The 22,463-nt window shown below is 57.1% G+C and carries 24 protein-coding genes and 1 riboswitch; of the genes, 13 read left to right on the top strand and 11 right to left on the bottom strand.

What is annotated here, in order from left to right:
• Positions 1 to 20: 20 nt before the first annotated feature.
• The 3 genes from KP626_RS07405 to KP626_RS07415 all read right to left on the bottom strand — a co-directional run bounded on the left by KP626_RS07405 (position 21) and on the right by KP626_RS07415 (position 3,199).
• Positions 21 to 677 carry a nucleotidyltransferase domain-containing protein gene (locus KP626_RS07405; protein ID WP_395976295.1) on the bottom strand — a complete coding sequence of 219 codons (657 nt, stop codon included), beginning with the start codon at positions 675 to 677 and terminating at the stop codon, positions 21 to 23.
• 61 nt (positions 678 to 738) lie between these two features.
• On the bottom strand, positions 739 to 1,878 hold the full coding sequence (locus KP626_RS07410) for an aldo/keto reductase (RefSeq protein ID WP_395976297.1): 1,140 nt from the start codon (positions 1,876 to 1,878) through the stop codon (positions 739 to 741).
• 184 nt (positions 1,879 to 2,062) lie between these two features.
• The gene (locus KP626_RS07415; protein WP_395976299.1) at positions 2,063 to 3,199 is read right to left on the bottom strand and encodes an aldo/keto reductase; all 1,137 of its coding nucleotides are present in this window, start codon (positions 3,197 to 3,199) and stop codon (positions 2,063 to 2,065) included.
• Positions 3,200 to 3,695: 496 nt separating this feature from the next.
• On the opposite strand from KP626_RS07415, the gene glmS reads away from it, so the two are divergent.
• Complete coding sequence (gene glmS / locus KP626_RS07420) at positions 3,696 to 5,513, top strand: glutamine--fructose-6-phosphate transaminase (isomerizing) (RefSeq protein ID WP_395976301.1); 1,818 nt, start codon at positions 3,696 to 3,698, stop codon at positions 5,511 to 5,513.
• Between the two features lie 108 nt (positions 5,514 to 5,621).
• On the opposite strand, the gene KP626_RS07425 is transcribed toward glmS, so the two are convergent.
• From KP626_RS07425 to KP626_RS07440, 4 genes are all read right to left on the bottom strand, one after another.
• Positions 5,622 to 6,074 (bottom strand): DUF4368 domain-containing protein, encoded by a 453-nt coding sequence (locus tag KP626_RS07425; RefSeq protein ID WP_395976303.1) that lies wholly within the window; start codon positions 6,072 to 6,074, stop codon positions 5,622 to 5,624.
• 5 nt (positions 6,075 to 6,079) lie between these two features.
• Positions 6,080 to 6,379 (bottom strand): DUF6809 family protein, encoded by a 300-nt coding sequence (locus KP626_RS07430; RefSeq protein WP_395976305.1) that lies wholly within the window; start codon positions 6,377 to 6,379, stop codon positions 6,080 to 6,082.
• A gap of 289 nt (positions 6,380 to 6,668) precedes the next feature.
• On the bottom strand, positions 6,669 to 7,862 hold the full coding sequence (locus tag KP626_RS07435; protein WP_395976307.1) for a winged helix-turn-helix domain-containing protein: 1,194 nt from the start codon (positions 7,860 to 7,862) through the stop codon (positions 6,669 to 6,671).
• The gene (locus KP626_RS07440; RefSeq protein WP_395976309.1) at positions 7,841 to 8,536 is read right to left on the bottom strand and encodes a VanZ family protein; all 696 of its coding nucleotides are present in this window, start codon (positions 8,534 to 8,536) and stop codon (positions 7,841 to 7,843) included. The genes KP626_RS07435 and KP626_RS07440 overlap by 22 nt, the downstream gene beginning before the upstream one ends.
• A gap of 184 nt (positions 8,537 to 8,720) precedes the next feature.
• Positions 8,721 to 8,839, top strand: a riboswitch (molybdenum cofactor riboswitch).
• Here KP626_RS07440 and KP626_RS07445 point away from each other — a divergent pair.
• From KP626_RS07445 to KP626_RS07460, 4 genes are all read left to right on the top strand, one after another.
• Positions 8,834 to 9,697, top strand: coding sequence for a substrate-binding domain-containing protein (locus KP626_RS07445; protein ID WP_395976310.1), 864 nt, complete (start codon positions 8,834 to 8,836; stop codon positions 9,695 to 9,697). It overlaps the preceding riboswitch by 6 nt.
• 114 nt (positions 9,698 to 9,811) lie before the next feature.
• Positions 9,812 to 10,492 (top strand): ABC transporter permease, encoded by a 681-nt coding sequence (locus KP626_RS07450; protein ID WP_395976311.1) that lies wholly within the window; start codon positions 9,812 to 9,814, stop codon positions 10,490 to 10,492.
• Positions 10,489 to 11,166, top strand: a complete 678-nt coding sequence (locus KP626_RS07455; protein ID WP_395976312.1) for an ATP-binding cassette domain-containing protein — start codon at positions 10,489 to 10,491, stop codon at positions 11,164 to 11,166. The genes KP626_RS07450 and KP626_RS07455 overlap by 4 nt, the downstream gene beginning before the upstream one ends.
• 109 nt (positions 11,167 to 11,275) lie before the next feature.
• Positions 11,276 to 11,500 carry a hypothetical protein gene (locus tag KP626_RS07460; protein ID WP_395976314.1) on the top strand — a complete coding sequence of 75 codons (225 nt, stop codon included), beginning with the start codon at positions 11,276 to 11,278 and terminating at the stop codon, positions 11,498 to 11,500.
• On the opposite strand, the gene KP626_RS07465 is transcribed toward KP626_RS07460, so the two are convergent.
• The gene (locus KP626_RS07465) at positions 11,497 to 12,033 is read right to left on the bottom strand and encodes a cysteine hydrolase family protein (RefSeq protein ID WP_395976316.1); all 537 of its coding nucleotides are present in this window, start codon (positions 12,031 to 12,033) and stop codon (positions 11,497 to 11,499) included. The two genes, KP626_RS07460 and KP626_RS07465, sit on opposite strands and share 4 nt — an antisense overlap.
• 441 nt (positions 12,034 to 12,474) lie before the next feature.
• The gene (locus tag KP626_RS07470) at positions 12,475 to 12,717 is read right to left on the bottom strand and encodes an AbrB/MazE/SpoVT family DNA-binding domain-containing protein (protein ID WP_395976318.1); all 243 of its coding nucleotides are present in this window, start codon (positions 12,715 to 12,717) and stop codon (positions 12,475 to 12,477) included.
• Between the two features lie 145 nt (positions 12,718 to 12,862).
• Here KP626_RS07470 and KP626_RS07475 point away from each other — a divergent pair, with 145 nt between their 5' ends.
• From KP626_RS07475 to KP626_RS07500, 6 genes are all read left to right on the top strand, one after another.
• The gene (locus tag KP626_RS07475; RefSeq protein ID WP_395976320.1) at positions 12,863 to 13,438 is read left to right on the top strand and encodes a nucleoside recognition domain-containing protein; all 576 of its coding nucleotides are present in this window, start codon (positions 12,863 to 12,865) and stop codon (positions 13,436 to 13,438) included.
• Positions 13,439 to 13,945, top strand: coding sequence for a spore maturation protein (locus KP626_RS07480; RefSeq protein WP_395976322.1), 507 nt, complete (start codon positions 13,439 to 13,441; stop codon positions 13,943 to 13,945).
• A gap of 164 nt (positions 13,946 to 14,109) precedes the next feature.
• The gene (locus KP626_RS07485; protein WP_395976324.1) at positions 14,110 to 14,829 is read left to right on the top strand and encodes a 2-phosphosulfolactate phosphatase; all 720 of its coding nucleotides are present in this window, start codon (positions 14,110 to 14,112) and stop codon (positions 14,827 to 14,829) included.
• Positions 14,830 to 14,856: 27 nt separating this feature from the next.
• Positions 14,857 to 16,809 (top strand): methionine--tRNA ligase, encoded by a 1,953-nt coding sequence (metG, locus tag KP626_RS07490; RefSeq protein ID WP_395976326.1) that lies wholly within the window; start codon positions 14,857 to 14,859, stop codon positions 16,807 to 16,809.
• Positions 16,806 to 17,573 carry a TatD family hydrolase gene (locus KP626_RS07495; protein WP_395976329.1) on the top strand — a complete coding sequence of 256 codons (768 nt, stop codon included), beginning with the start codon at positions 16,806 to 16,808 and terminating at the stop codon, positions 17,571 to 17,573. The genes metG and KP626_RS07495 overlap by 4 nt, the downstream gene beginning before the upstream one ends.
• 1 nt (position 17,574) lies before the next feature.
• Positions 17,575 to 18,183 (top strand): TatD family nuclease-associated radical SAM protein, encoded by a 609-nt coding sequence (locus KP626_RS07500; RefSeq protein WP_395976331.1) that lies wholly within the window; start codon positions 17,575 to 17,577, stop codon positions 18,181 to 18,183.
• Positions 18,184 to 18,238: 55 nt separating this feature from the next.
• Here KP626_RS07500 and KP626_RS07505 read toward each other — a convergent pair whose 3' ends face one another.
• Positions 18,239 to 18,928 carry a zinc metallopeptidase gene (locus KP626_RS07505; RefSeq protein ID WP_395976333.1) on the bottom strand — a complete coding sequence of 230 codons (690 nt, stop codon included), beginning with the start codon at positions 18,926 to 18,928 and terminating at the stop codon, positions 18,239 to 18,241.
• Between the two features lie 72 nt (positions 18,929 to 19,000).
• Positions 19,001 to 20,050, bottom strand: a complete 1,050-nt coding sequence (locus KP626_RS07510; protein ID WP_395976335.1) for a hypothetical protein — start codon at positions 20,048 to 20,050, stop codon at positions 19,001 to 19,003.
• 126 nt (positions 20,051 to 20,176) lie between these two features.
• Here KP626_RS07510 and asnS point away from each other — a divergent pair, with 126 nt between their 5' ends.
• Together asnS and KP626_RS07520 are read left to right on the top strand one after the other, a co-directional pair.
• Positions 20,177 to 21,559, top strand: a complete 1,383-nt coding sequence (asnS, locus tag KP626_RS07515) for an asparagine--tRNA ligase (protein ID WP_395976337.1) — start codon at positions 20,177 to 20,179, stop codon at positions 21,557 to 21,559.
• Positions 21,560 to 21,740: 181 nt separating this feature from the next.
• The gene (locus KP626_RS07520) at positions 21,741 to 22,379 is read left to right on the top strand and encodes a hypothetical protein (protein ID WP_395976339.1); all 639 of its coding nucleotides are present in this window, start codon (positions 21,741 to 21,743) and stop codon (positions 22,377 to 22,379) included.
• Positions 22,380 to 22,463: the final 84 nt, after the last annotated feature.

Consider the following 22,463-nt stretch of genomic DNA (forward strand, 5'->3'; position numbering starts at 1 on the left):
CTGGTGTTCCAGGGCTTTTTCTATTCTCCGTATTGGACGATGAGCCGTCCCGCCCACTGGATGAGCTCCCCGTAAAGGGCGGGATCCTCTTCGGCGGCCTCCATGGAGCGGCCTAGGATGATCCGGTCCTCCCCCGTCAGCCGGGAAAAGAGCTCCGCTTTGGTGGCGGTGGCCTCCCCGGTAGCCAGCTCATGCTTGGCCCGCAGGACGAAATAGGCGCCCTTGTATAGGCCGGATAGCTGGGCGGTAGGGGCATCCTCATAGAGATAGGCGTGAACGGCACTGTGGTATAGGTTGGCGGCTCCCACCGCCACCGCTTCCCGGATGTCCTCCCGGGAGAAGGGCCCCAGCAACCCGTGGAGAGAACCCAGTATGGGCCGGGTGTCCCGGAAAAGCTGATAGGCGTCCTGTTTAGGCCAGGCACGGAGCTCCTCCGCTCCCGAGAGAAATCCGCAGGGGGGATAGGCTCCTTCCATAGAAGCGGCCAAATCCCGATAGGTTTCCAGATCCGCTAAGGCGATCCGGTCCAGGACGGTCACCAGGTCGATGTCGCTGTTTGGCCCAGCCTCCTGCCGCCGCCAGCTTCCCTGGAGCCCTAGAAACAGTAGCCGGGAGCCAAAGGCCCCTTGCAGCTTTGTGGAAAACGAGTGTAGCCAGCTTTCAATGGAAAACGCCATGATGCACCTCCTAATAAATAGAGCGCCGCTTGGGGCGGCGCTCTATTTTAGCGGAATCCCGTTACTTTGTAAAGAAAGCGTGGGCCTCCTTCAGCTTCTCCATTATGGGCACCCCTTGGGGGCACTTGGTCTCGCACAGGCCGCACTGCACGCATTTGTCCACACCCCGGCCCTGCTTGTTGAGAATATCCAGATAGTGCTCACGGGCGGCCTCCTCAGCGTCAAACATGGAGACCCGGTTGTACTGGTTGAAGATCTGGGGGATGTACACGTCCTGAGGACAGGGCTGGCAGTAGTTGCAGCCGGTGCAACCCACGTTGGTGAGGCCGGCGTAGATGGCCCGGATGTCGTCGTACATGGCGCTTTCCTCTTCGGTCATAGAGCCGGCGGGGGGCAGGGTGTCGAAGATCTTAAGATTCTCCTCCAGCTGCTCCCTTGCGGTCATGCCCGAAAGGATGCACTTAACGGCGGGATGATCCGCCACAAACCGGAAGCCCCACTCCGGAGGCGTGCGCTTAAGACCGGTGGCGTCATACCGCTCCTGAACCGCCTTGGGTACCCGGGCCAGATCGCCGCCTCGGAGTCCTTCCATGATCACCACGGAGGTGCCCTTTTGATAGGCGTCGTCCAAGCCCTGGATGGTGGCTTGGTTGAATTTATCCAGGATGTTGTACTGTACCTGAACCATGCCCCAGTCGTAGCTGTCCAGGGTCTTTTTGTATCCCTCGTAGCCGTTGTGGCAGCTAAAGCCTGCCATGCGGATCTTGCCGCAGGCCAGCGCTTCGTCCAGGAACCGGGTGATGCCCAGCTCCAGCATGGCGTCCAGCCGCTTCAGACCAAAATTGTGCATCAGGTATACGTCGATGTGATCGGTCTGGAGCCGCTCCAGGCTTTTGTCCAGCTCCCGCATGTAATCGGCGTATTCGTGGATGTACCCCATGGCCAGCTTGGTGGCGATGAGAGCCTTTTCCCGGTAAGGGGCGATGGCGATGCCAAGAGAGCGCTCGTTGTTGCCGTCATGATAGGCCCGGGCGGTGTCAAAGTAGTTGACCCCGTTCTCGATGCAGGTCTTCACCAACTCATCGGTGATGGCCTGGATGGGCCGTTCTCCACCCTCGGCGGTGGGCTCTGCGGGGATGCGCATGATGCCCATTCCCAAAAGGGAAACCTTGCCCAAAGAACCCAGTTCGCGGTATTGCATAAGAACCACTCCTTTTCCGATGGCGCCTTAAGGGGCGCCATTGATATACATATGCCTTCCATGTAAAAATACATATACAATATTCCGGCGCTGGATGGAAGAGCCAGGAATGAATTTCCAAAATATGAAAACAAAAAGGGGACAAAAAAGGCCTGGCCGGGAGCGGCCAGGCCTTTTTTGAAACCTATCGGTTGAAGAAGCGATGAATCTCCTGAAGCTTCTCGATGATGGGGATGTTCTGGGGGCACTTGGGCTCACAGAGGCCGCATTGCACACACTGGTCCGCGCCCCGCCCGCTGGCTACGGTATCGTCATAGAGCTTTTTGCTGTCCTCCATGGCGTCAAACATGGTTACCCGGTTGTATTGGGTCATGATGTAGGGGATGCGGACGTTTTGAGGACAGGGCTGACAGTAGCTGCACCCGGTACAGGGAACCTGGATCAGGGTTTCATAGGTTTCCCGGACCCGGTCGCAGACGTCAAACTCCGCCTGGGTAAAGGCGTTGGGGACAAGATCACTGAAGATGCGCAGGTTATCCGTAAGCTGTTCCATGGTATTCATGCCGGAGAGGATGCACTTCACCTGGGGATAGTCGGCGATGAAGCGGAAGCCCCACTCCGGCGCCGTCCAGCCCTTGCCGGTGGCATCGTAGATGTCTTGAACCGCCTTGGGGGCCCGGGCTAGATCCCCGCCACGGAGGCCCTCCATGATCACCACCGGCACATTCTTTTTGCCGGCGTATTCGATGCCCTTTACACTGGCCTGGTTGAACTTATCCATGATGTTGAACTGTACCTGGGTCATGCCCCAATCATAGCTGTCCAGGGTCTTCTGAAATCCATCATAGCCATCGTGGCAGCTAAAGCCCGCCATGCCGATCTTCCCCTGTGCCAGAGCCCGGTCCAGGAACTCCCGGCCGCCCAGCTCCAAAAAGAGGTCCAGCCGCTTGAGGCCCAGGCCGTGGATGAGATAGATATCGATTTTATTGGTCTGGAGCCGCTCCAACTGCTCGTTCAAGAAGCGGTCCAGGTCGGCGGCCTCTTTGACCATAAAGATGGGCAGCTTGGTGGCGATGGTCACCTGGTGCCGCACATCGCGGAGGGCCTCCGCTACGGCGGCTTCATTGAATCCGCCGGTGTAGGGATAAGCGGTATCGAAGTAGTTGACCCCAGCGTCTACCGCCGCCCGAAGCAAACGGTTGGCCTCGGCCTGGATAGGCCGCTTATCGCCGTCGGGGGTGGGCTCGGTGGGCAGCCGCATGCAGCCGAAACCCAAGAGGGAAACCGGCCGGTCAAGGGTACCAAAATCTCTGTAAACCATGGAAATACCTCCTTTGCCGGACGGAGAAAGCCGCCCCGCAATGATTTAAAATGAAAAAACAGAACTGCCTCGGATGCCGGTAAAGGCTCCGCAGAAACAGCTGCATGTGATTTGTGCGCTTTCATAATATACCATAAATTGGAGGGAAAGACCAGGGGAAGGAACAAAAACAACATAGTGAATCCAACGGGATTTTTTTGTAAAATAACGAAAAAAAGAACAAAACAACATTGCATTTCCCCACATAATATGGTATGATCGCCATCACGTGAAAACGGTCCGTATAATCCAAACGCCTGGGAGGGGCGGAAAAACGAGACGTACGGGAAACATTAGCGCCAGGGCTGGGAAACCAGTTGACGAGGTTTGGGGTAATCGAAAGATTCGGCGGATGCCCCAAGAGCTCTGCGCCGGCTGAATCCCCACAAAACCGTGGAGCAATCCACCAACAAAGCGGGATCGTGGCGTAAATTCAGTTGTGAGGAGAAATCCAAAGATGTGTGGAATCATTGGCTGCGTGGGCAAACGGCCCGCGGCGGCTTTGTTGTTGGACGGCCTTCATGCCTTGGAGTACCGAGGCTATGACAGCGCCGGGATTGCGGTCATGGACGGGGAAACCGTCTCGGTGGTAAAGACCAAGGGTCGGGTAGACCGGCTGGAGGAAAAGCTGCGGGAGCATCCTTTGCAGGGAACCATGGGAATCGGCCATACCCGTTGGGCCACCCATGGGGAACCCTCGGACGTAAACTCCCATCCCCACACCAGTATGGCGGGGGACATCGCGCTTGTGCACAACGGCATCATTGAAAACTACCTGGAGATCAAACGCTGGCTGATGGATCGCGGCTACCGCTTTGCCAGCGATACCGATACCGAAGTGGTGGCCCATCTGGTGAGCCACTACGACCAAGGAGACCTGGTGCGGGCGCTGCACCTGGCCATGACCAGGCTTCGGGGCTCTTATGCTCTGGCGGTGATGTCGGTGCGGGAGCCGGATCGGATCGTCTGCGCACGAAAGGACAGCCCCCTGGTTATCGGTTTGGGGGAGGGGGAGAACTTCATCGCCAGCGATATCCCCGCCCTGCTCACCCACACCCGGGAGGTGATCCTCCTGGAGGATGGCGATGTGGCGGTGGTGACCAGGGAGAGGGTCCATGTGGTGGACGCCAATCTGGATCCGGTGGAGCTCCAGCCCTTCCATGTGGATTGGGATGTATCTGCCGCTGAAAAGGGCGGTTATGCCCATTTCATGCTCAAGGAGATGATGGAGCAGCCCCAGGCCATCCGGGAGACGGTGTCCCCTCGGGTAAGGGATGGGCGTATCGCCCTTTCGGAGATCACGGAGGAAGCCCTTTCCGCCGCTCGGCGCGTGGTGATCTGTGCCTGCGGCACCGCCTATCATGCGGGCTTGGTGGGCAAATATATTATGGAGGATCTGGCCCGAATTCCGGTGGAGGTGGACATCGGCAGCGAGTACCGCTATCGCCGCCCCATCATCCATGGGGATGACCTGTGTATCGTCATCAGCCAATCAGGGGAGACGGCGGATACCATCGCCGCCCTTCGCACCATGAAGGAAGGCGGCGCCCGGGTGCTGGCCATCACCAACGTGGTGGGTTCCACGGTGGCCCGGGAAGCCGATTCCGTCCTCTATACCTGGGCGGGGCCGGAGATCGCCGTGGCCTCCACCAAGGCTTACACCACCCAACTAGCCGCTCTGGTGCTTCTGGCTCTGGAGCTGGGCCGGGTCCGGGGCACCGTGGAGGAGGCCGCCTATCGGGAGATTCTCACAGCACTTACGGAGGTTCCCGCCCGCATACAGGAGATTTTGCAGGATCAAGGGGCCGTCCAGCGCGCGGCGGGCCGGCATTTCCACCACCGGGACGTGTTCTTCATCGGCCGTGGATTGGATTATCCGGCCACCATGGAGAGCTCCCTAAAGCTAAAGGAGATCAGCTATATCCACAGCGAGGCCATGGCGGCGGGAGAATTGAAGCACGGCACCATCGCCATGATCGAGGAGGGAACCCTGGTCATCGCCGTATGCACCCAGGATGTTCTTCTGGAAAAGATGGTCTCCGCCATCCGGGAGGTAAAGGCCCGGGGCGCTCATGTGCTGGCGGTGACCTATAAGGACTGCTCCGCCATTCTGGATCAGGTGGATGAAGCCATCTGTATTCCCCGGACCCACGGCGCTCTGGCGGGAATGGTCAGCGTGGTGGCGGCGCAGCTGTTCGCCTATTATTGCTCGGTTCAGCGTGGCCTGGATCCCGATAAACCCCGGAATCTGGCAAAATCCGTCACCGTGGAATAATTTTGAACGATAAAAACACCGGACGTCAGTTAGGACAGACCACGTAAGGAAGTATTTTATGTAAGGTACGGTGTAACCCCGTAAAAGGGGTTGCACCGTTTCCTTTTGCTATGCGGCAAGGCGGTATTCCTCCGGATTCTTTCGTATATCCTCCATCATAGCAAGGAGTTCTTCTTCGCTTGGGATTGAAATCATTCCTACACCGGTGAAGTAAACATCCACTTTTACATAGCAATGACCGCTGGTCTTATCGTTATTGTGAACTTCGATGCGTTCAATCAGTTTATTCACAATAATCGGTGTCAGTTCCTTAATATCCGTCATTTCTCTAAAGGTACGGATTAAAAGCCTTGTGTCAGCAGATTTTTGTTCCGAAGATTGTAATACTTGCTCCCCATTGGCAACAGCCATTGTGAGTTCCTTTTGTTCCCGTTCGTAATTCTTCATCATCATTTGGAAGAAATCATTAGCAATAAGGTTGTTTCGCATTTCATTCAAGCAGTTCACAACCACCCGCCATTCAAAATCATCAAGTGCTATGTAATACTTCTTATCACGCATATCACTCACTCCTTCAGCAAGTCTTGAAATGGGGTATCGGTTGCTACAAAGGTATCGTATGCAAAGTTTGCTCCCAAGCGAAATCCCATCATAAAACTGTCGAGATTGGATTCGCCGTTTACCACGCTCCACGCATTTACAAAGTCAAGGAATTTCTTTTTGTTTTCGCCGGAAAGCCTTTCGGTCAAAAAGTCCTCATTGAGCATCAAAACCTCCATTTGTTTCTGCACGGCTTTGTTCTGCTTGGTGCTTCGTGCCTGCGGGTCAATGTTGCCGTAATAGAATTCTTCTATAAATTTGCCCATATTTTTTCCTCCTTTGATTTTCTACCATAATTGTACTCAAAGGCGGTTTGATAGTCGAATGTACCGCTATAAACAGAAAATACCGAGAAAAACCTTTTACAGTTCTTCTCGGTATTCATCTTTTTGTTTTGCCCTTTTGCAACGCCCATAAGTTAGTATTTTGAAATTACTGCCTTATGTGGCGTGTGCTTTGACGCCTGGTGTTTTTTTATCCGTTTTTCCGCAAAGCCGATGTTGCGCCGCCCCGCTTGTGCTTCATGGGCGGAGGGATGGCGCGAAAGGAAAGCCGCTAGGGCCGTTCCCACTCCACGGCTTGGCATCCATTCAACTTAGCGAACCGGGTAAAGCACCGAAGCAGCTGGCCCTTTAGGGCCTTTGTCATCTTGACCTCCGGCTCCAGCCACAGGCCCTGGATACGGAGGATTCCAGCCTTACGGTCGCAGACGGGCTCCGCTCTGCCGATGAACCGTTCCCCCTGCAGAATGGGCAGCACATAATGGCCATACTGCCGGTCCTTGGCGGGCGTATATACCTCCCACTTGTAGGAAAAGTCAAAGAGAGCTTGGATAAGTTTTCGATCCCATAACAGATTATCCAGGGGAGCCAGAAGCTCTGTTCGCGCTCGAAACCGGATATTGCTACAGGCGCTTTCCAAGAGTGCCCGGTCGGAGCGGAGACAGTAGAGGGGTTCCGACAGCCCCTCCACCGCCACCGGAAGGAGATGGCCTTCCGTTGTGAGCCGGTAGAAGGTGGCATTTCGGTCTTTGGCGGAAAGCTTCCGCACGTCCAGCCAGGCGTCGGAGGCCCGGTTCCAGAGCAACCCTACGCCGCCGACACGCCGGGCCACCCGCCAGCAGAGGCCGTCCAGGGGAGAGGGAAAGGGATCTTGATCCGAGAGCAATTCTAGGGGCAGGCAGTCCTGGGCCCGGGCATAGTATTTGACGGTTCCTTCCTTGTGGTGGATTACCAAATCCCCACGGAAGTATAGGGCTTCCAGAGCGGCCCGGGCCAGATTGGTATTGCTCCAGTACCAGTCCACCTTCTGAGGATAGTTCAGATCCCGGGAACAGGCATATCCCATGCGCCCCACGGCGTCCAGGATCTCCTGGGCTACGGTTTCCACCGCCTGATGGCTTCTTATCCGGCTCTGATACTGGGCGCGCACGCCGTGGAAGTAAGGCCAATCAGCCGTTGGAAAGATGGCCATCATCTTATCAAAATGATCCACAAGCGCCCGATCCCGGTATAATAGGGTATACAGCATGGATTTGCGGAAGCCCTTGACCCGCGCCTGGAGCGCGATCTCGGGGCTTTTTCCGCAGATGTCCACGGGATCGAACTGGATGCATCCCGCTTGGGCGATGTAGTCGAGCACCCCTTGTTTGCCCTCAAACCGACGGGCACCTAGAAGCCCCTGTTTGAGAAGAAGAAACCGGCGGGCCTGGGCTTTGGTTAAGGGGATCATGGCTGCGCTAGATAGCATTTTTGAAGCAACCGCTTCACGGGGGGAATCGCTACCATCCCGTATGCCAGAAGGGCGCCGGCCAGATTTAAAATTACGTCGTCCACATCACAGCTGCCGGTGCCGGTAAAGAGCTGTACGCCTTCCACCAGAAGAAGTATTGCCAACATAGTAAAAAGGAAGATCCAAAATCTGCGTTGACGGTGAAATAGGCAGGGAAGGGCGGCGCCTACCGGTGCAAAGAGAAAAAGATTTCCCAGAAGGTTTTCCACTACGATGTTTTGGTTGATGGTATCGTTGGCCCAGGCCGATAGATAGGACCCGATGGTGTGGAAGGGGATAAAGTTGGCCCGCAGCGCCAGAGGCGTGGCCCAACCCCCGTTTCCACCGTATCGCCGCACTCCGCCAAAGAATAGGAAGATCAGCAGAACCAGGGCGTATCCCATCAACAGGCCGCCCATCAGGAGGGCTCCCGCCCGCTGCTTTTGCAATCCCGTTTCCCGGGTTCGGATGAAGAATGTACCGGCGATGAGAATCGCAAGCAGAACGGTGCCCCCCATTAGCAGGGTGCCCTCATAATCCAAGGAGAGGCCGGGGGTGAGGATTACATAGAGGAGCAGTGCTATGACGGCTCCCGCCACCGTTAGAAGGAGGATCCAAAGCAGCTGGCGATAGGGAGAACGACTGGGGTTCATGGAGCACCTCCGATTATTACAATATTGTAATAATATACCCCGGGACATGGTTTGTCCAGCTTTGACAGAAGGAATCTACGGAGAAAAAAGGAATTTAACAAAATATCATGGTTTTTTCAAGATGTTTTTCCCGGTTATTTGACTGGGCAACTAGAATTTTGCACCGCTTTAGGGTATAATTCCCATAGCATACGGGCTCCGATCCCTAAGCCCTTGGAGATTCCTCCGTGGATTAGGGACGCTAGGGCATATCTGGAAACGGACATGCCTCCCGAATTGGAAAGGAGAACGATTCCCATGAAAAAGAGACTGTCCCTGCTGCTGGCAGTTCTCGTGGTGATGGGTCTGGCTCTGGTTGGCTGCGGCGGAACCGCTACAGAACCCGAACAGAGCGCTGTCCCCACTCCCGAGAACCCCACTATCCGCCTGTCCACCACCACCTCGGTGAACGATTCCGGGTTGCTGCCCTACCTCCAGCCCACCTTTGAGGCCAAGACCGGCTACAAGCTGGAGATCACCAGCAATGGCACCGGCGCGGCCATCAAGCTGGGCGAGAGCGGCGACGCCGACTGCCTCCTGGTGCACTCCAAGTCCGCTGAGGAAGAGTTTGTCAACAGCGGTTTTGGCGTAGAGCGGATTCCCTTCATGTACAACTACTTTGTCATCGTAGGGCCGGCCGATGATCCCGCCAAAGTAAAGGATTGTGCCACCGCCACCGATGCCTTTAAGGCCATCGCCAACACCGAGGGCGCCCAGTTTGTGTCCCGTGGAGACAACTCCGGCACCCACAACGCAGAGAAAAAGATCTGGCAGGCTGCCGAGATCGAACCCGATGGACAGGATTTCTACATCTCCGCCGGCGCTGGCATGGGCGCTTGCCTGAACCAGGCCAATGAGCGGGGCGCCTATATCCTTACCGATAAAGGCACCTATCTGTCCATGAAGGAGAACCTGGATCTGGAACTGCTTCTGGAGAAGTCCGATGAGATGAAGAATACCTATTCCGTCATCGCCGTGAATGCGGAGAAGCATCCTGACACCAACACCGATGGCGCTAACGCCTTCATCCAGTGGATCACCTCCCAGGAAGCCCTGGACCTCATCGCCGAGTACGGCAAGGAAGAGTACGGCGAGGCCCTGTTCTATGTGCTGGAAAAATAACGGTTGAGCAAGAGGGGAGCAGGAGGGGAAACCCGCCTGCCCCTTTTCTTTATAGGAGCGCGGGTCATCAGGCCGGCGTTTTCCGGTCCCTTGGAAGAGGAGAGGAACGCACCGATGGAAGTATTCGCGGAGGCCCTGGGACTATTGTTTGGAGCCGATTGGGAGCTTCGGCAAATTCTATGGGTTACCCTTAAGATGTCCCTGTCCAGCACCGCCATTGCGGTGTGTATCGGCGTGCCCCTGGGGGTGTTGCTGGGCACCGGGAAGTTCAGGGGCCGCAAGCTGATTCTAAAGATAATCCACACCCTGATGGGCCTGCCTCCGGTGGTGGCGGGATTGATCGTGTTTTTGCTCCTTTCCCGGAGCGGCCCTCTGGGCAGCCTGCGGCTGCTGTTTTCGGTGCCCGCCATGGTCATCGCCCAGGTGGTGCTTATTACCCCCATCGTCACGGGGCTCACCTCCTCCATGGTATCGGCAAAAGCTCCGGCAGTGATGGAGACTGCGGCGGGCATCGGCCTTTCCCGGTCCAGAACCCTATGGCTGATCCTGCGGGAATGCCGGCCCCAGCTGGTGTCCGTGGTGCTAACCGGATTCGGAAGGGCCATCTCCGAGGTAGGAGCCGTCCAGTTGGTGGGAGGCAACGTCCAGTACAAGACCCGGGTGATGACCACCACCATCATGCTGGAGACCAATAAGGGCAACTTTGGCTTGGCAGTGGCCCTGGGCATTCTCCTGCTCCTCATCGCCTTTGTGATCAACGCCCTTGCCGGCAAACTGCAGGAGGAGCGGCCATGATGGAACTGGTATCCCTGAGCAAAACCTATCAAGGCCGCCGGGTGCTAAACATACCGGCGCTAACCTTGCTGGAGGGGCAAACCTATGCCCTATTGGGGGCAAATGGTTCTGGGAAATCCACTCTGCTGCGCATTCTGGCCGGGGTGCTTGTCCCCGATGCCGGCCGGATGCGTTTGCCGGAGGAGTCCGGTCAGGTGGGCTATCTGCCTCAGCGTCCCTACGGGTTCCAGAGGAGCGTGTTGAAAAATGTGACCATGGCCCTATCATCCTCCTACCCGCGCCCGGAGGAGGCGGCGCTGGCCGCTCTTGGCCGGGTAGGCATGGAGAACATGGCAAGGGAAAACGGCAGCCGGCTTTCGGGAGGCGAGACCCAGCGGATGGCCTTTGCCCGGATGATCGTCCGACCCCGGAAACTGCTTCTTTTGGATGAGCCCACCTCCGCCACCGACATCGCGGGGAACGATCTGGTGGAGGCGGCGCTGTTGGAGTATCAGCGGGAGACGGGCTGCACCGTGCTCATGGCCACCCATTCCCTGGCCCAGGCGGCGCGCCTATGCCGGCGGATGATCTTTCTCCATCGAGGGGAGATCGTAGCGGAGGGTCCCATTCGCCAACTGCTGGACGCGCCGGAGGATCCCCACCTAAGGGAATTTTTAGCACATTGGCGTATTTAATCGCGAAAAAACAGGGCATCGGAATTCCGATGCCCTGTTTTTTATCCGCTCACCACGGGCAAAGCGCCCTTTGCCGTCATAGGATAGAGGGATGGAAAGTGGTGATGAGATGAGACGGGATCGACAGGACGCCGGGGACCTGCTGGTGACCACCAGTATCCTGGCGCGCCACATCATGGAGTGCTGTACCCCGGATGAAGCCCACTTCCTGGGGGATTTTTTTATCAATCTAGGCTCCAACCTGCTGTTCCTATGCCGGTATCCCGACCCCTGCCAGCCTCGGCCCCATCCGCCTCATAAGCCAAAGACGGAGGAGGAGAAGGCGGAGGATTAGGGTAGCACCTGCATCAGGAGGCTTTCCATAACGGAGAGGGCGCTTTTGTGAAGGGTACGGTCCCCGCCGCCGCAGAGGCTTCCATGGATGATAAAATCCGATTCCGGGAAATGGGCCTTTAGGAGGGCGGCGTTGCTGATGACGCAGATATTGGTGACCAGCCCCATAAGATGAAACGCATGAGGGCCCTCCCCCTGGCGTTCCTGGACAAGCCGGGCCAGCTCCACCGATCCAAAGGTGGGCTTTTCCACCAGGGTTACCCGGGTATCGCCATGGTATTGGGCCAGATCTCCATAGAGCTGCCATCCGGGGGTGCCAGCAATGCAGTGGGGCACCGGCAGTCCTTTTCCCTCCTGGGTTTGCAGATAGTCCTCCCCATGGGTGTCCAGGGTAAAATAGACGGGATCACCCGCCGCCAAAAAGGCTTCCACTTGATCCCGGATACCGGGGAGCAGCGATTCTGCGCCATGATAGCCCAGAGCGCCATCCACAAAATCCTTTTGATAGTCCACCACCACTAAAATCCTTGCCATAGGGCCACCTCCTATTGTTGACGCCAGCATAGCATGGCGGACAAGGAAAATCAAACCGCCGACAGAGAATGGGAAACCGGTAAAAAAACTATGGGAATGGGTCAATCAGCCAATCTACACGGCCATGAAATAAATTCCAATTTTTGTATAAAACAAAAGAAAAATCAAAAAAGATTGTAGGAATTCGTGTGATTTATGTGAAAACCAGGTGAGAAATTCAGAATAATTTCTAATAAAAGAGATTTTCTGGAAAGTGATTCCAACGTAGCTTCAAAAACTAGATCATAAAAATGTAGCCAGACAGGTGCTTGGATTTCTTGCTTCCAGCTGTAATAAAAAAGTGGATGGATATGTGCCGCCTTTGGCTCATAGACATAGCAAAAGGGCGAAATAGAAAAAGTGTACCCGGACGCTGCCCGGGTACACGGGGTGGATAAATGCTTATTCCTGGGAGAGAGATTCGATGCAGGCACGGCAGACGTTGTAATCGCCATGTTCCACAAGATCCTTCTCACTACCGCAGAAAATGCAGGCAGGCTGGTATTTCCGCAACACAATGCGATCCCCCTGAACAAAGATTTCTACGGGATCCTTTACGTCCATTCCCATGGTGCGGCGCAGCTCGATAGGGAGCACCACGCGGCCCAGGGAATCCACTTTTCTAACAATACCGGTCGACTTCATTTTGATTACCCCTTGTCCTTTGTTTTATCAGTTACGAGTAAAGTATCGTAATTAATGACTGAATTTTACCAGAAATTAACTAAGAGTACAACCATATTTTTGTTTTTTTGTACAAAATATATGTATATTTTTGGAGGTGGGCCATATGACAAAGAATATATGGACGAATCTTGTTGTTTTGTCCGCATTGTTCGGACTGTGCTGGGGCACCTTGGGGGAGCTGCCCACCGCTGCTATGGATGGTGCGGCCCAGGCGGTGGAGTTGACGGTGACCATGGCGGGGGCGTATATGCTGTGGATGGGCCTGTTGGAGATTGGCCATCAATCGGGGTTCAACGATAAAATGGCGAGGGGATTGGGCAAGATACTGGGCCCGCTGTTCCCGGGGGTACGGCGGGACAAGGAGGCCATGGGCGCCATCTGCATGAATATCGCCGCCAATACCCTGGGCATGGGCAGCGCCGCCACTCCGTTTGGACTCAAGGCCATGGAACGAATGAAGAAAATCCAAAATGCCAAATCCGCCACCTATGATATGATCATGTTTCTGGTGCTCAACACCAGCAGCCTGCTTTTGATTCCCACCTCCATCATCGCTTTGCGCACCGCCTGTGGCAGCACCGACCCTTTTTCGGTGACGCTCCCCATCATCCTGGATAGCTGCATCATGACGGTGGTGGGAATTGCAACCGCCATCCTCATGGGAAGGAGGATGCGCTAGATGGATATCACCCCCTATTTTATGGCGGTATTCATCGGTGGCATCGTGCTGTATGGCGCCGTAAAAAAGGTGGATTGCCTGGAGGCCTTTACCGCTGGAGCCAAGGAGGGGCTCTCCACCTGCATCCGGATCCTTCCCTATCTCTGCGCCATGCTCATCGCGGTATCCATGCTGCGGGCCAGCGGCTTTTTCGACCTCCTGGTGCGGGTGCTGGCCCCGGTGGCAAAAGTCTTTGGGCTGCCCCCGGAGGCCCTTCCCGTCGCGGTGATCCGGCCCTTTTCCGGCGGCGGCGCCATGGCGGTACTGGCCGATACCCTCATGGCCTATGGCCCCGACAGCTTCATTGGACGGACGTCCTGTATCATTCTGGGATGCAGCGAAGCGGTGTTCTATACCGCGTCCATCTATTACGGCAGCATCGGCATCAAGGATTGGGGCCATACCATTCCCGCCTGTATGCTGCATACCATCGTGGGGATGGTCTGCGCCAGCTTTTTGGCGCGGTGAAAAATATAAATTGGAACGCGAACCGTTCTCCCAATTGTGAAAAGATGTGCTATAATAACGGGTATCCCATTTTAGGGACGCGTTTCGGTCCGGGCTCGGCATCGGCAGCCGGAACTGCCCCAGCTCTGGACGGGCATTCTATTTGTAACGATTGGATGGTTTTTATGAAGATTGAAGTATATGCTTCCAATACCCATGTGTCCAAAAAGGATATGGACGGCAAGGTAGTGGTGGCGGTGGATACCCTGAGGGCCGCTACCACCATCATCACCGCGCTGCACAATGGCTGCGCCCAGATCATCCCGGTGGAGGATGTGGAAAAGGCCATGGAGCTGGCTGCCAACATGCAGCTGAATAACGCGGTATTGGGTGGGGAGCGCAACGCCAAGAAGCTGCCGGGGTTCGATTTCGGAAACTCTCCGCTGGAGTACGTTCCCGAGGCCATTGCAGATAAAACCCTGATTCTTTCCACCACCAACGGCACCGCCACCATCGCCCGCGCCGTCGACGCCAAGCGGCTGTATATCGGGGCCTTGATCAACGCTACCGCTCTGGTGGAGGAGCTGGTCCGCCTGGGAGAGGACTTCACCATCCTCTGCTCCGGAACCCATGGCAAGTTTTCCACCGATGATATCCTCACCGCCGGCTGCTTCATCCATCTGATCCGCCAGCGGAAGGTGCCCCTGGAGCTGGACGACCTGGGCCGGGTGGCAGAGGATCTTTACAACCGGGCCAAAAAGGGCGTTCCCAAGGCGCTGCAGGGTTCCGCTCATTTTGAGCGGCTGATGTCTTTAGGCCTGGCCCAGGATCTGGATTATTGCTTGACCCAGGATATCACCGATGTGGTCCCCGTGTTTCGGGATGGCCGCATCGTGTTACAATAGAAAAACATCTAAGCTTAGGAGGACGCCATGAACAAGGGACCATTCTACATTACTACGCCCATCTATTATCCCAGTGACAAGCTGCATATCGGACATGCCTACTGCACCGTAGCGGCGGATTCCATGGCGCGGTTCAAACGGCTCCAGGGCTATGACGTGATGTTTTTGACGGGTACCGACGAGCACGGCCAGAAGATCGAGCGCCGGGCTAAAATCGCCGGAAAGACCCCCAAGGAGTTTGTGGATGACATCGTTTCCGGCATTCTGGACCTGTGGAAGCTGATGAACATCAGCAACGACGACTTCATCCGCACCACCGACGAGCGCCACGCCCGGGTGGTCCAGCAGATCTTCCAGCGGCTGTACGACCAGGGGGACATCTATAAGGGGGAATACGAGGGCTGGTACTGCTCCCCTTGCGAATCCTTCTGGCTGGAGCGGCAGCTGGTGGACGGCAAATGTCCCGACTGCGGACGGCCTGTGGAAAGGACGCGGGAGAGCAGCTATTTTTTGCGGCTTAGCAAGTATGCCGACCGCCTGATCCAGTATATCAACGACCACGAGGAATTCATCCAGCCGGCGTCCCGGAAGAACGAGATGCTCAATAATTTCCTGCTCCCCGGCCTGGAGGACCTGTGCGTGGCCCGGTCCAGCGTCAAATGGGGCATCCCCGTCACCTTTGACGAAGACTGCACCGTTTATGTGTGGATCGACGCCCTGAGCAACTATATCTCCGCCCTGGGATATTTAAGCGAAGACGACAGCAAATTTCAAAAATACTGGCCCGCAGATATCCACCTGGTGGGCAAGGAGATCGTGCGGTTCCATACCATCATCTGGCCCATCATGCTCATGGCCCTGGATCTTCCCCTGCCCAAGCAGGTGTTTGGCCATGGCTGGCTGGTCATCGACGGCGGCAAGATGAGCAAGAGCAAGGGCAACGTGGTGGACCCGGTGGAGCTGTGCCACCGGTACGGGGTGGACGCCGTCCGGTACTTCCTCATGCGGGAGGTGGCCTTTGGCAGCGACGGCAACTACAGCCAGGAGGCCCTTCTTACCCGGATCAACAGCGACCTTGCCAACGATTTGGGCAATCTTCTATCCCGGTCGGTGGCTATGACCGCCAAGTACCGGGAGGGGCTGGTGCCTGCATATACCACCATGGACGAGCACGATGCCCATATTGAAGCCCTGGGCAATGGGCTTTCATCGGAGGTAACCGCCGCCATGGACCAGCTGCGGTTCTCGGATGCCTTGGGCATTATCTGGAACTATGTGGGAGCTCTTAATAAATATATCGACGTGACCATGCCCTGGAAGCTCAGTGGGCCGGAACACGCTGCCCGGTTGGATTCCGTTCTGTACCACCTCATCGAGGGACTGCGGCTCATTGGCATCTTCATCACGCCCTTTATGCCGGACAGCGCTGGAAAGCTGTTCGCCCAGATCGGGGCGCCGGAGGAGCTTCAAACCTACGAGTCCGCTTCCTTCGGCCGGATGCCGGTAGGCGCTCGAGTGGAGAAAGGGGACGCCCTGTTCCCCCGGATCGATATCAAAAAGGAGCTGGAGCTGTCCGCCGCTCCCCAGGAGGAGCCCAAGAAAAAGGCTGCCAAACCCCAGAAGGCCAAGGAAGAAGCCGCTCCCCCCGCTGAGATCGACTATGATACCTTTGCTCAGATGGAGCTTCGGGTAGCGCGGGTGCTGGAATGCCAGCCGGTGGAGAAGGCGGACCGTCTCCTGCAGTTCAAGCTGGACGTAGGGGGCCAGGAGCGCACCATCGTGTCGGGCATCCGGAAGTTCTATCCCGATCCCAGCGCCCTTGTTGGCAAGAACGTGGTCATCGTGGCCAACCTAAAGCCAGTGAAGATTCGGGGCATCCTCAGCCAGGGGATGATCCTGTCCGCTGCCGACGACGCCGATGAAAACCTGTCCGTCATCACCACCCTGGGAGAGATGGAAAGCGGCGTGACGGTGCGATGATCGACTCCCACTGCCACCTTTTGGAGGAGCGCTTTGATTCGGACCGGGAGGAACTCATTGCCGGCCTGGGCGGGGCGGGAGTATCCGCTGTCATCGAGGCAGGAACCAATCTTGCGGATAGCGTTCAGGCCCGGGACTTGAGCCGGGCCCACCCCATGATCTACTTTCTGGCAGGGGTGCATCCCCATGAGGTTGCCGGCGTGCCGGAGAATTATCTTGGCCGCCTAGGAGAGCTGTACCGGGACGAAAAATGCCTGGGTATCGGGGAAATCGGGTTGGATTACCACTATGATTTCTCCCCACGAGCGGTTCAGCTCCGGGTATTCGATGAACAGCTTTCCCTGGCAAAGGCTCTCTCCGCTCCCGTCTGCATCCATAGCAGGGAGGCTACCCAGCATGTGCTGGAGGGCCTAGCCCGGTACCGGGGAGAGGTCATCGGGGTGCTGCACTGCTTTTCCGGCAGCGTAGAGACCGCAAAGGCCTGTTTGGACTTAGGGTACTACATCTCTTTCGCGGGTCCAGTCACGTTCAAAAATGCCAACAAGCTCCTGGATGTGGCTAAAATGGTGCCGGATGACCGGATCCTGATCGAGACCGACAGTCCCTACCTGGCCCCTGTCCCCATGCGGGGAAAGCGGAACCAGCCCGCCTTTGTGGCCCATACCCTGGACCGGCTCTGTGAGCTGCGAAATCAGAACCGGGAGGCGTTGGAGCGGCTGACGGAGGAAAATACCCAGAGACTATACGGGAAGATGGTGAAGTAATATGGAACGCAGCGATGTTTACGCGTATCCCTATGAGGGAAATCTCTATATCAATCTGACCAACCGCTGTACCAACAACTGTGAATTTTGCGTCCGCCGCGGCGCTGATGGGGTGGGCGGCCACTACCTGTGGATCAAAAAGGAGCCCACCGCCCAGGAGGTCATCGCCCAGATGGACCACCTGGATCGGTATCGGGAAGTGGTGTTCTGCGGCTTTGGGGAGCCCATGATGCGCCTCCCGGAGCTTCTGGAGGTGGCGGCCTACGCCAAGGAAAAGGGAAAATATACCCGGATCAACACCAACGGCCAGGCCAACCTCATCTACGGCCGGGACGTGACCCCGGACCTTGCCGGCCTCATCGACTGCGTGTCCATCAGCCTCAACATGGGGGATGCCCAGTCCTATGAGGACCTGTGCCACAGCCGGTTTGGGCTGGAAGCCTTCCCTGGCCTATTGTCTTTTGCAAAGGCGGCTAAGGAGCATGTGCCGGAGGTGATCCTTTCGGTGGTGGATACCATCGGTGAGGCGGAGATTGAAAAATGCCGGAAGCTTGCGGAGGCCTGCGGCGTCCCCCTTCGGGTGCGCGCCTTTATCGAGCCGGAGCGGTGAACGAAGAACAACGCAAAAAAAGACCCGGATGTTCCGGGTCTTTTTTTGCGTCCATTCAATCCCGGCGGGAGCCGGTGATGGCCAGTAGGCGCAAAAATTGCAGGAGGGACAGCAGAAAACTGGCGATGTAGGTGAGGGCCGCCGCCCGCAGCACCTTCTGAGCCCCCTGAACCTCCCCGTAATCCAGATAGCCCTCCGCCGCCAGAATATCGGTAGCCCGGCGGGAGGCGTTAAACTCCACCGGCAGGGTGATGAGCTGAAACACAATGGCGGTGGCGTATAGGATGAGGGCTACGTCGTATAGAGCCGCCACCTCCAGCAAAAGGCCGGCCAGCAGCAGGGGGATGGCCAGGCTGCTGGCAATCCGCACCACCGGGAAGATGGCGTTGCGCACCTTCAAAAAGGCGTAACCCTTGCCGTGCTGGATGGCATGTCCCGCCTCATGGGCGGCGATGCCCAGGGCGGAGATGGAGCTGGAGCCGTAAATCCCCTCCGATAGGCGTAGAACCCTGGCGCGGGGATCATAGTGGTCGGTCAGATGGCCGGCGGTGGGCTCCACTTGTACCCCATGGAGGCCGGCGTCGTCCAAAATCCGGCGAGCCACGGTATGGGCAGGGAGGCCGCCATGGGTGGCCACAGCGCTATATTTGCGATAGGTGGAGGAAACATAGGATTGGGCGAAAAGCGCCAACAAAATCCCGGGGATCAGAATCAACAGGGTGGAATCCCAGAAGAAGTATGGCATGGATAATCCTTTCTTTTAGAAGATTGACGCCTATTGTAGCAGACGGAGGGCGCCCGCGCAAGAGAGCAGACGTCAAAACTCATCGGGGTCCTCCTCCTGTATGTTGTCCACCAGGCCGTTCTTTAATGTAAAGACCAGGGTATTGAGGGTATAGCAATTCTCCTCCTTGGGGTAGGATAGGGTAAGGGCCACCCGGCTTCCGTTTTCCCGGTACAGGGGGCGGATATCGTGAAAATCGCCGATGAAACCGGCCAGGCCAGAACCATCGATCTGCTCCCGTAAGGAGGGGGTTAGGAGGCCCATGGCCTCCTCCACCAGGCCCAGTTTAACGCTTTGGCATAGGCCGATGCAAAGCTGAGGGCCATTTAGCTGCCGTCGCTGACTGGAGAAATACCCATAGGAACCGGATTCCTGGAGCTTGCCGTTTTCCATGCGATAGATTCGCTGATACTGATGGCCGGACAGATCCCCCAGGCTCTCAAGGGTGTAGAGAACCCCCTGCCGGAATTCCCCCTGGGCGTAGTCGTCCACAATGGGAGCGTAGTCCTCCCGGGCGGAGAACACCAAAAACCGATGCCCACAGGGGCCTTGGCCGGTAAGGATCAGGTCGTCGTGGGTGCAGGAGAAGGGATGGGCCATGAGCCTTCCATCGGTGAGATCCCGGGGCGCGTGGAGGGCGATCATCACATCGCTTTTGGGATCCTCTACCGCCACCCGAAGGCCATTTTCCCGGTATAGGGTGGCGACATAGGTGCCGCGCTCTCCCCGCAGCTCCACCCGGCTGAGGCCGTAGGGCACCGAGGGCTCCGGGGCGGGGGGCAGAAGGGGCAGCGTTACCGACAGCTCAATCAGGCCGGAGGGAGCGCAGTATGCTTCCACCCCTTGGGGCAGCGGCCCTGTGAGGGCCCCATCCTCCAGCCAGAGGCGGATGGCCCGGGGCAGCAGCGCCCCTTCCTGAGGCTGTACAAGAGGGGTTATCGTAAGGTAGCAGGGGCCGTTGGGCGCGACGGGGACGGCAGGGGAATCGTCGGTTTCCCCGATGAGGGTGCTGCCCAGGGTGATGAGACAGTTGACGCCGGGGCAGGAGATCATCAAAACCGGAAGGGCGTATGCGGGGGTCATGGAAATCAACTCCTATCGGAATAGCTTATGCAGAGTCTCCCGCCCATATCCCACTCCATGGGTTCAAGAGGAGGGACAACCACCCGCCGGTATGCTATAATGAGAAAAAAACTTGGGAGGCAGAACATGGCGCAGAAGATCATGCCGCTGTTACGGCATCCGGATGCCTATATGGAAAAAGAGGTTACCCTCATGGGCCGGGTGCGGTCGGTGCGGGATATGAAATCCGTGGTGTTTTTAAACCTATGGGATGGAAGCTGCCTGGGGGATATCCAGGTGGTGGGAGCCGAGGAGATCGGCCGTCAGATGAGCCGGTGCTCCACCGGAGACGTGGTGGAAGCCACCGGGCGGGTGGTGGCTTCGGCCGGGGGCAAACAGGCGGTCGAGCTAAGCTGCCAGAGGTTTGCCGTGCTGTCCAAATGCCCCAGCGATTATCCCCTTCAGAAGAAGCGCCATTCCCTGGAATATTTGCGGACCATCGGCCATCTGCGGCCCAGGACCAACACCTATTACGCCGCCTTTAAGGTGCGAAGCCTTCTGTGCCATGCCATCCATCAGTTCTTCCGGGAAGAGGGGTTTGTATACGTCCATACGCCGCTCATCACCGGCAGCGATTGTGAAGGCGCCGGAGAGATGTTCCAGGTGACCACCCTGGATCTGGAGAACCCCCCTCGGACGGAGGACGGTCAAGTGGATTACAGCCAGGACTTCTTCGGCAAAAAGACCCATCTGACGGTGAGCGGCCAGCTCAACGTGGAGGCCTTTGCCCTGGCCTATGGGGATTGCTATACCTTTGGCCCTACCTTCCGGGCGGAGAACAGCAACACCGCACGCCATGCGGCGGAGTTCTGGATGGTGGAACCCGAGATGGCCTTCTGCGACCTTATGGGCAATATGGACAACGCCCAGCGGATGATCAAATCCTGCGCGAACTATGTGCTGGAAAACGGCGCTGAGGAGATGGAGTTCTTCGACCGGTTCATCGCCAAAGGGGTGATCGACCGGCTGGATGCCGTCCGTACCGCGGATTTCGGCCATGTGACCTACACCGAGGCCATCAATCTTCTGCAAAAGGCCGACGAGAAGTTCAACTATCCTGTAAGCTGGGGGATCGACCTGCAGACCGAGCACGAGCGGTATCTCTGTGAGAAGGTCTTCCACCGTCCGGTGTTCGTTACCGACTACCCCAAGGAGATCAAGGCCTTCTACATGCGGATGAACGAGGACGGCAAAACCGTGGCCGCCATGGATCTCCTGGTCCCCGGCGTGGGGGAGATGATCGGCGGCAGCCAGCGGGAGGAACGGTACGACGTGCTGCTGGATAAGATGAAGGAGGCCGGCCTGGATGTGGACGCCTATGGCTGGTATCTGGATCTGCGGAAATACGGCGCCGTAGTCCACTCCGGCTATGGCCTGGGGCTGGAGCGGGCGGTCATGTATATGACGGGCATCGCCAATATCCGGGACGTGCTTCCCTATCCCCGGACCCCCAAGAACGCCGATTTCTAGCGTTCTATCCCCTATATTGCTGTCATAGGATATACTACACGAAAGCGGAAACAGTAGGAGGTTTCCGCTTTTTTCTGTCCCAAAAGACGGGGGCGCCGCCTTGGAATTGCCTCTTAAAAATGGAATAAATATGGGAATCGCGTCAATAATAGGTCTGTAATCAAAGACAGGGGGAACGAGTATGACCCAGATAGCAAAGAAATCCGCCCGGCAGGGCTGGCAGGAGGAGGAACGGCAGCTTTTGTATGAGCGGGTGCGGACGGCCCGGGAGCAGGGGCAGCCTCTGCGCTCCGCCTTTGAGAGCATTGCCCAGGCTACGGGGCGGAAGCCCAACAGCGTGCGCAACTACTACTACGCCGCCGTGAAGGAGGGAGAGCTCACGGTGCCCGGCGACCAAAACGCCTTTACCCCCTTTACCCAGGAGGAGATCGAAACCCTCATTGAGACGGTGCTCTCCGCCCAAGCCCATGGGATCAGCGTGCGGAGCATCACCATGACCATGGGGGAAGGGGATAAAAAAGCCATGCTGCGGTACCAGAACAAGTACCGGAGTATGGTAAAGAACTATCCCGAAACGGTGCTGGCGGTCTACCGACGGATGCAGGAGGAGGGCAAGGACACCTTTAACCCCTATTCCCAGCAACGGCCCCATAAGAGTGGTCGGAAGCCGGGATCCAGCCAGCCGCCCGAGGTGGACGAAACCGTCCAGGAGCTGGTGAGGACTCTCCGGGATATCAAGACCATCGACGCGGCGGCGTTTTTACAGCAGCTGGCCACCCTGGTGAGCATGGCCAGCCAGGCCCGGGACAACGCCGGCTAAAGAGATCCTCCTAAGCGGGAGCTTTGCTCCCGCGTTTTTTCTTTTTGGCGTTCTGTGGTACACTGGCAGGGAAAAGAGGGGGAA

The sequence above is a fragment of the Christensenella sp. MSJ-20 genome (genome assembly GCF_044357945.1).
Taxonomy (GTDB): domain Bacteria; phylum Bacillota; class Clostridia; order Christensenellales; family QAND01; genus QAND01.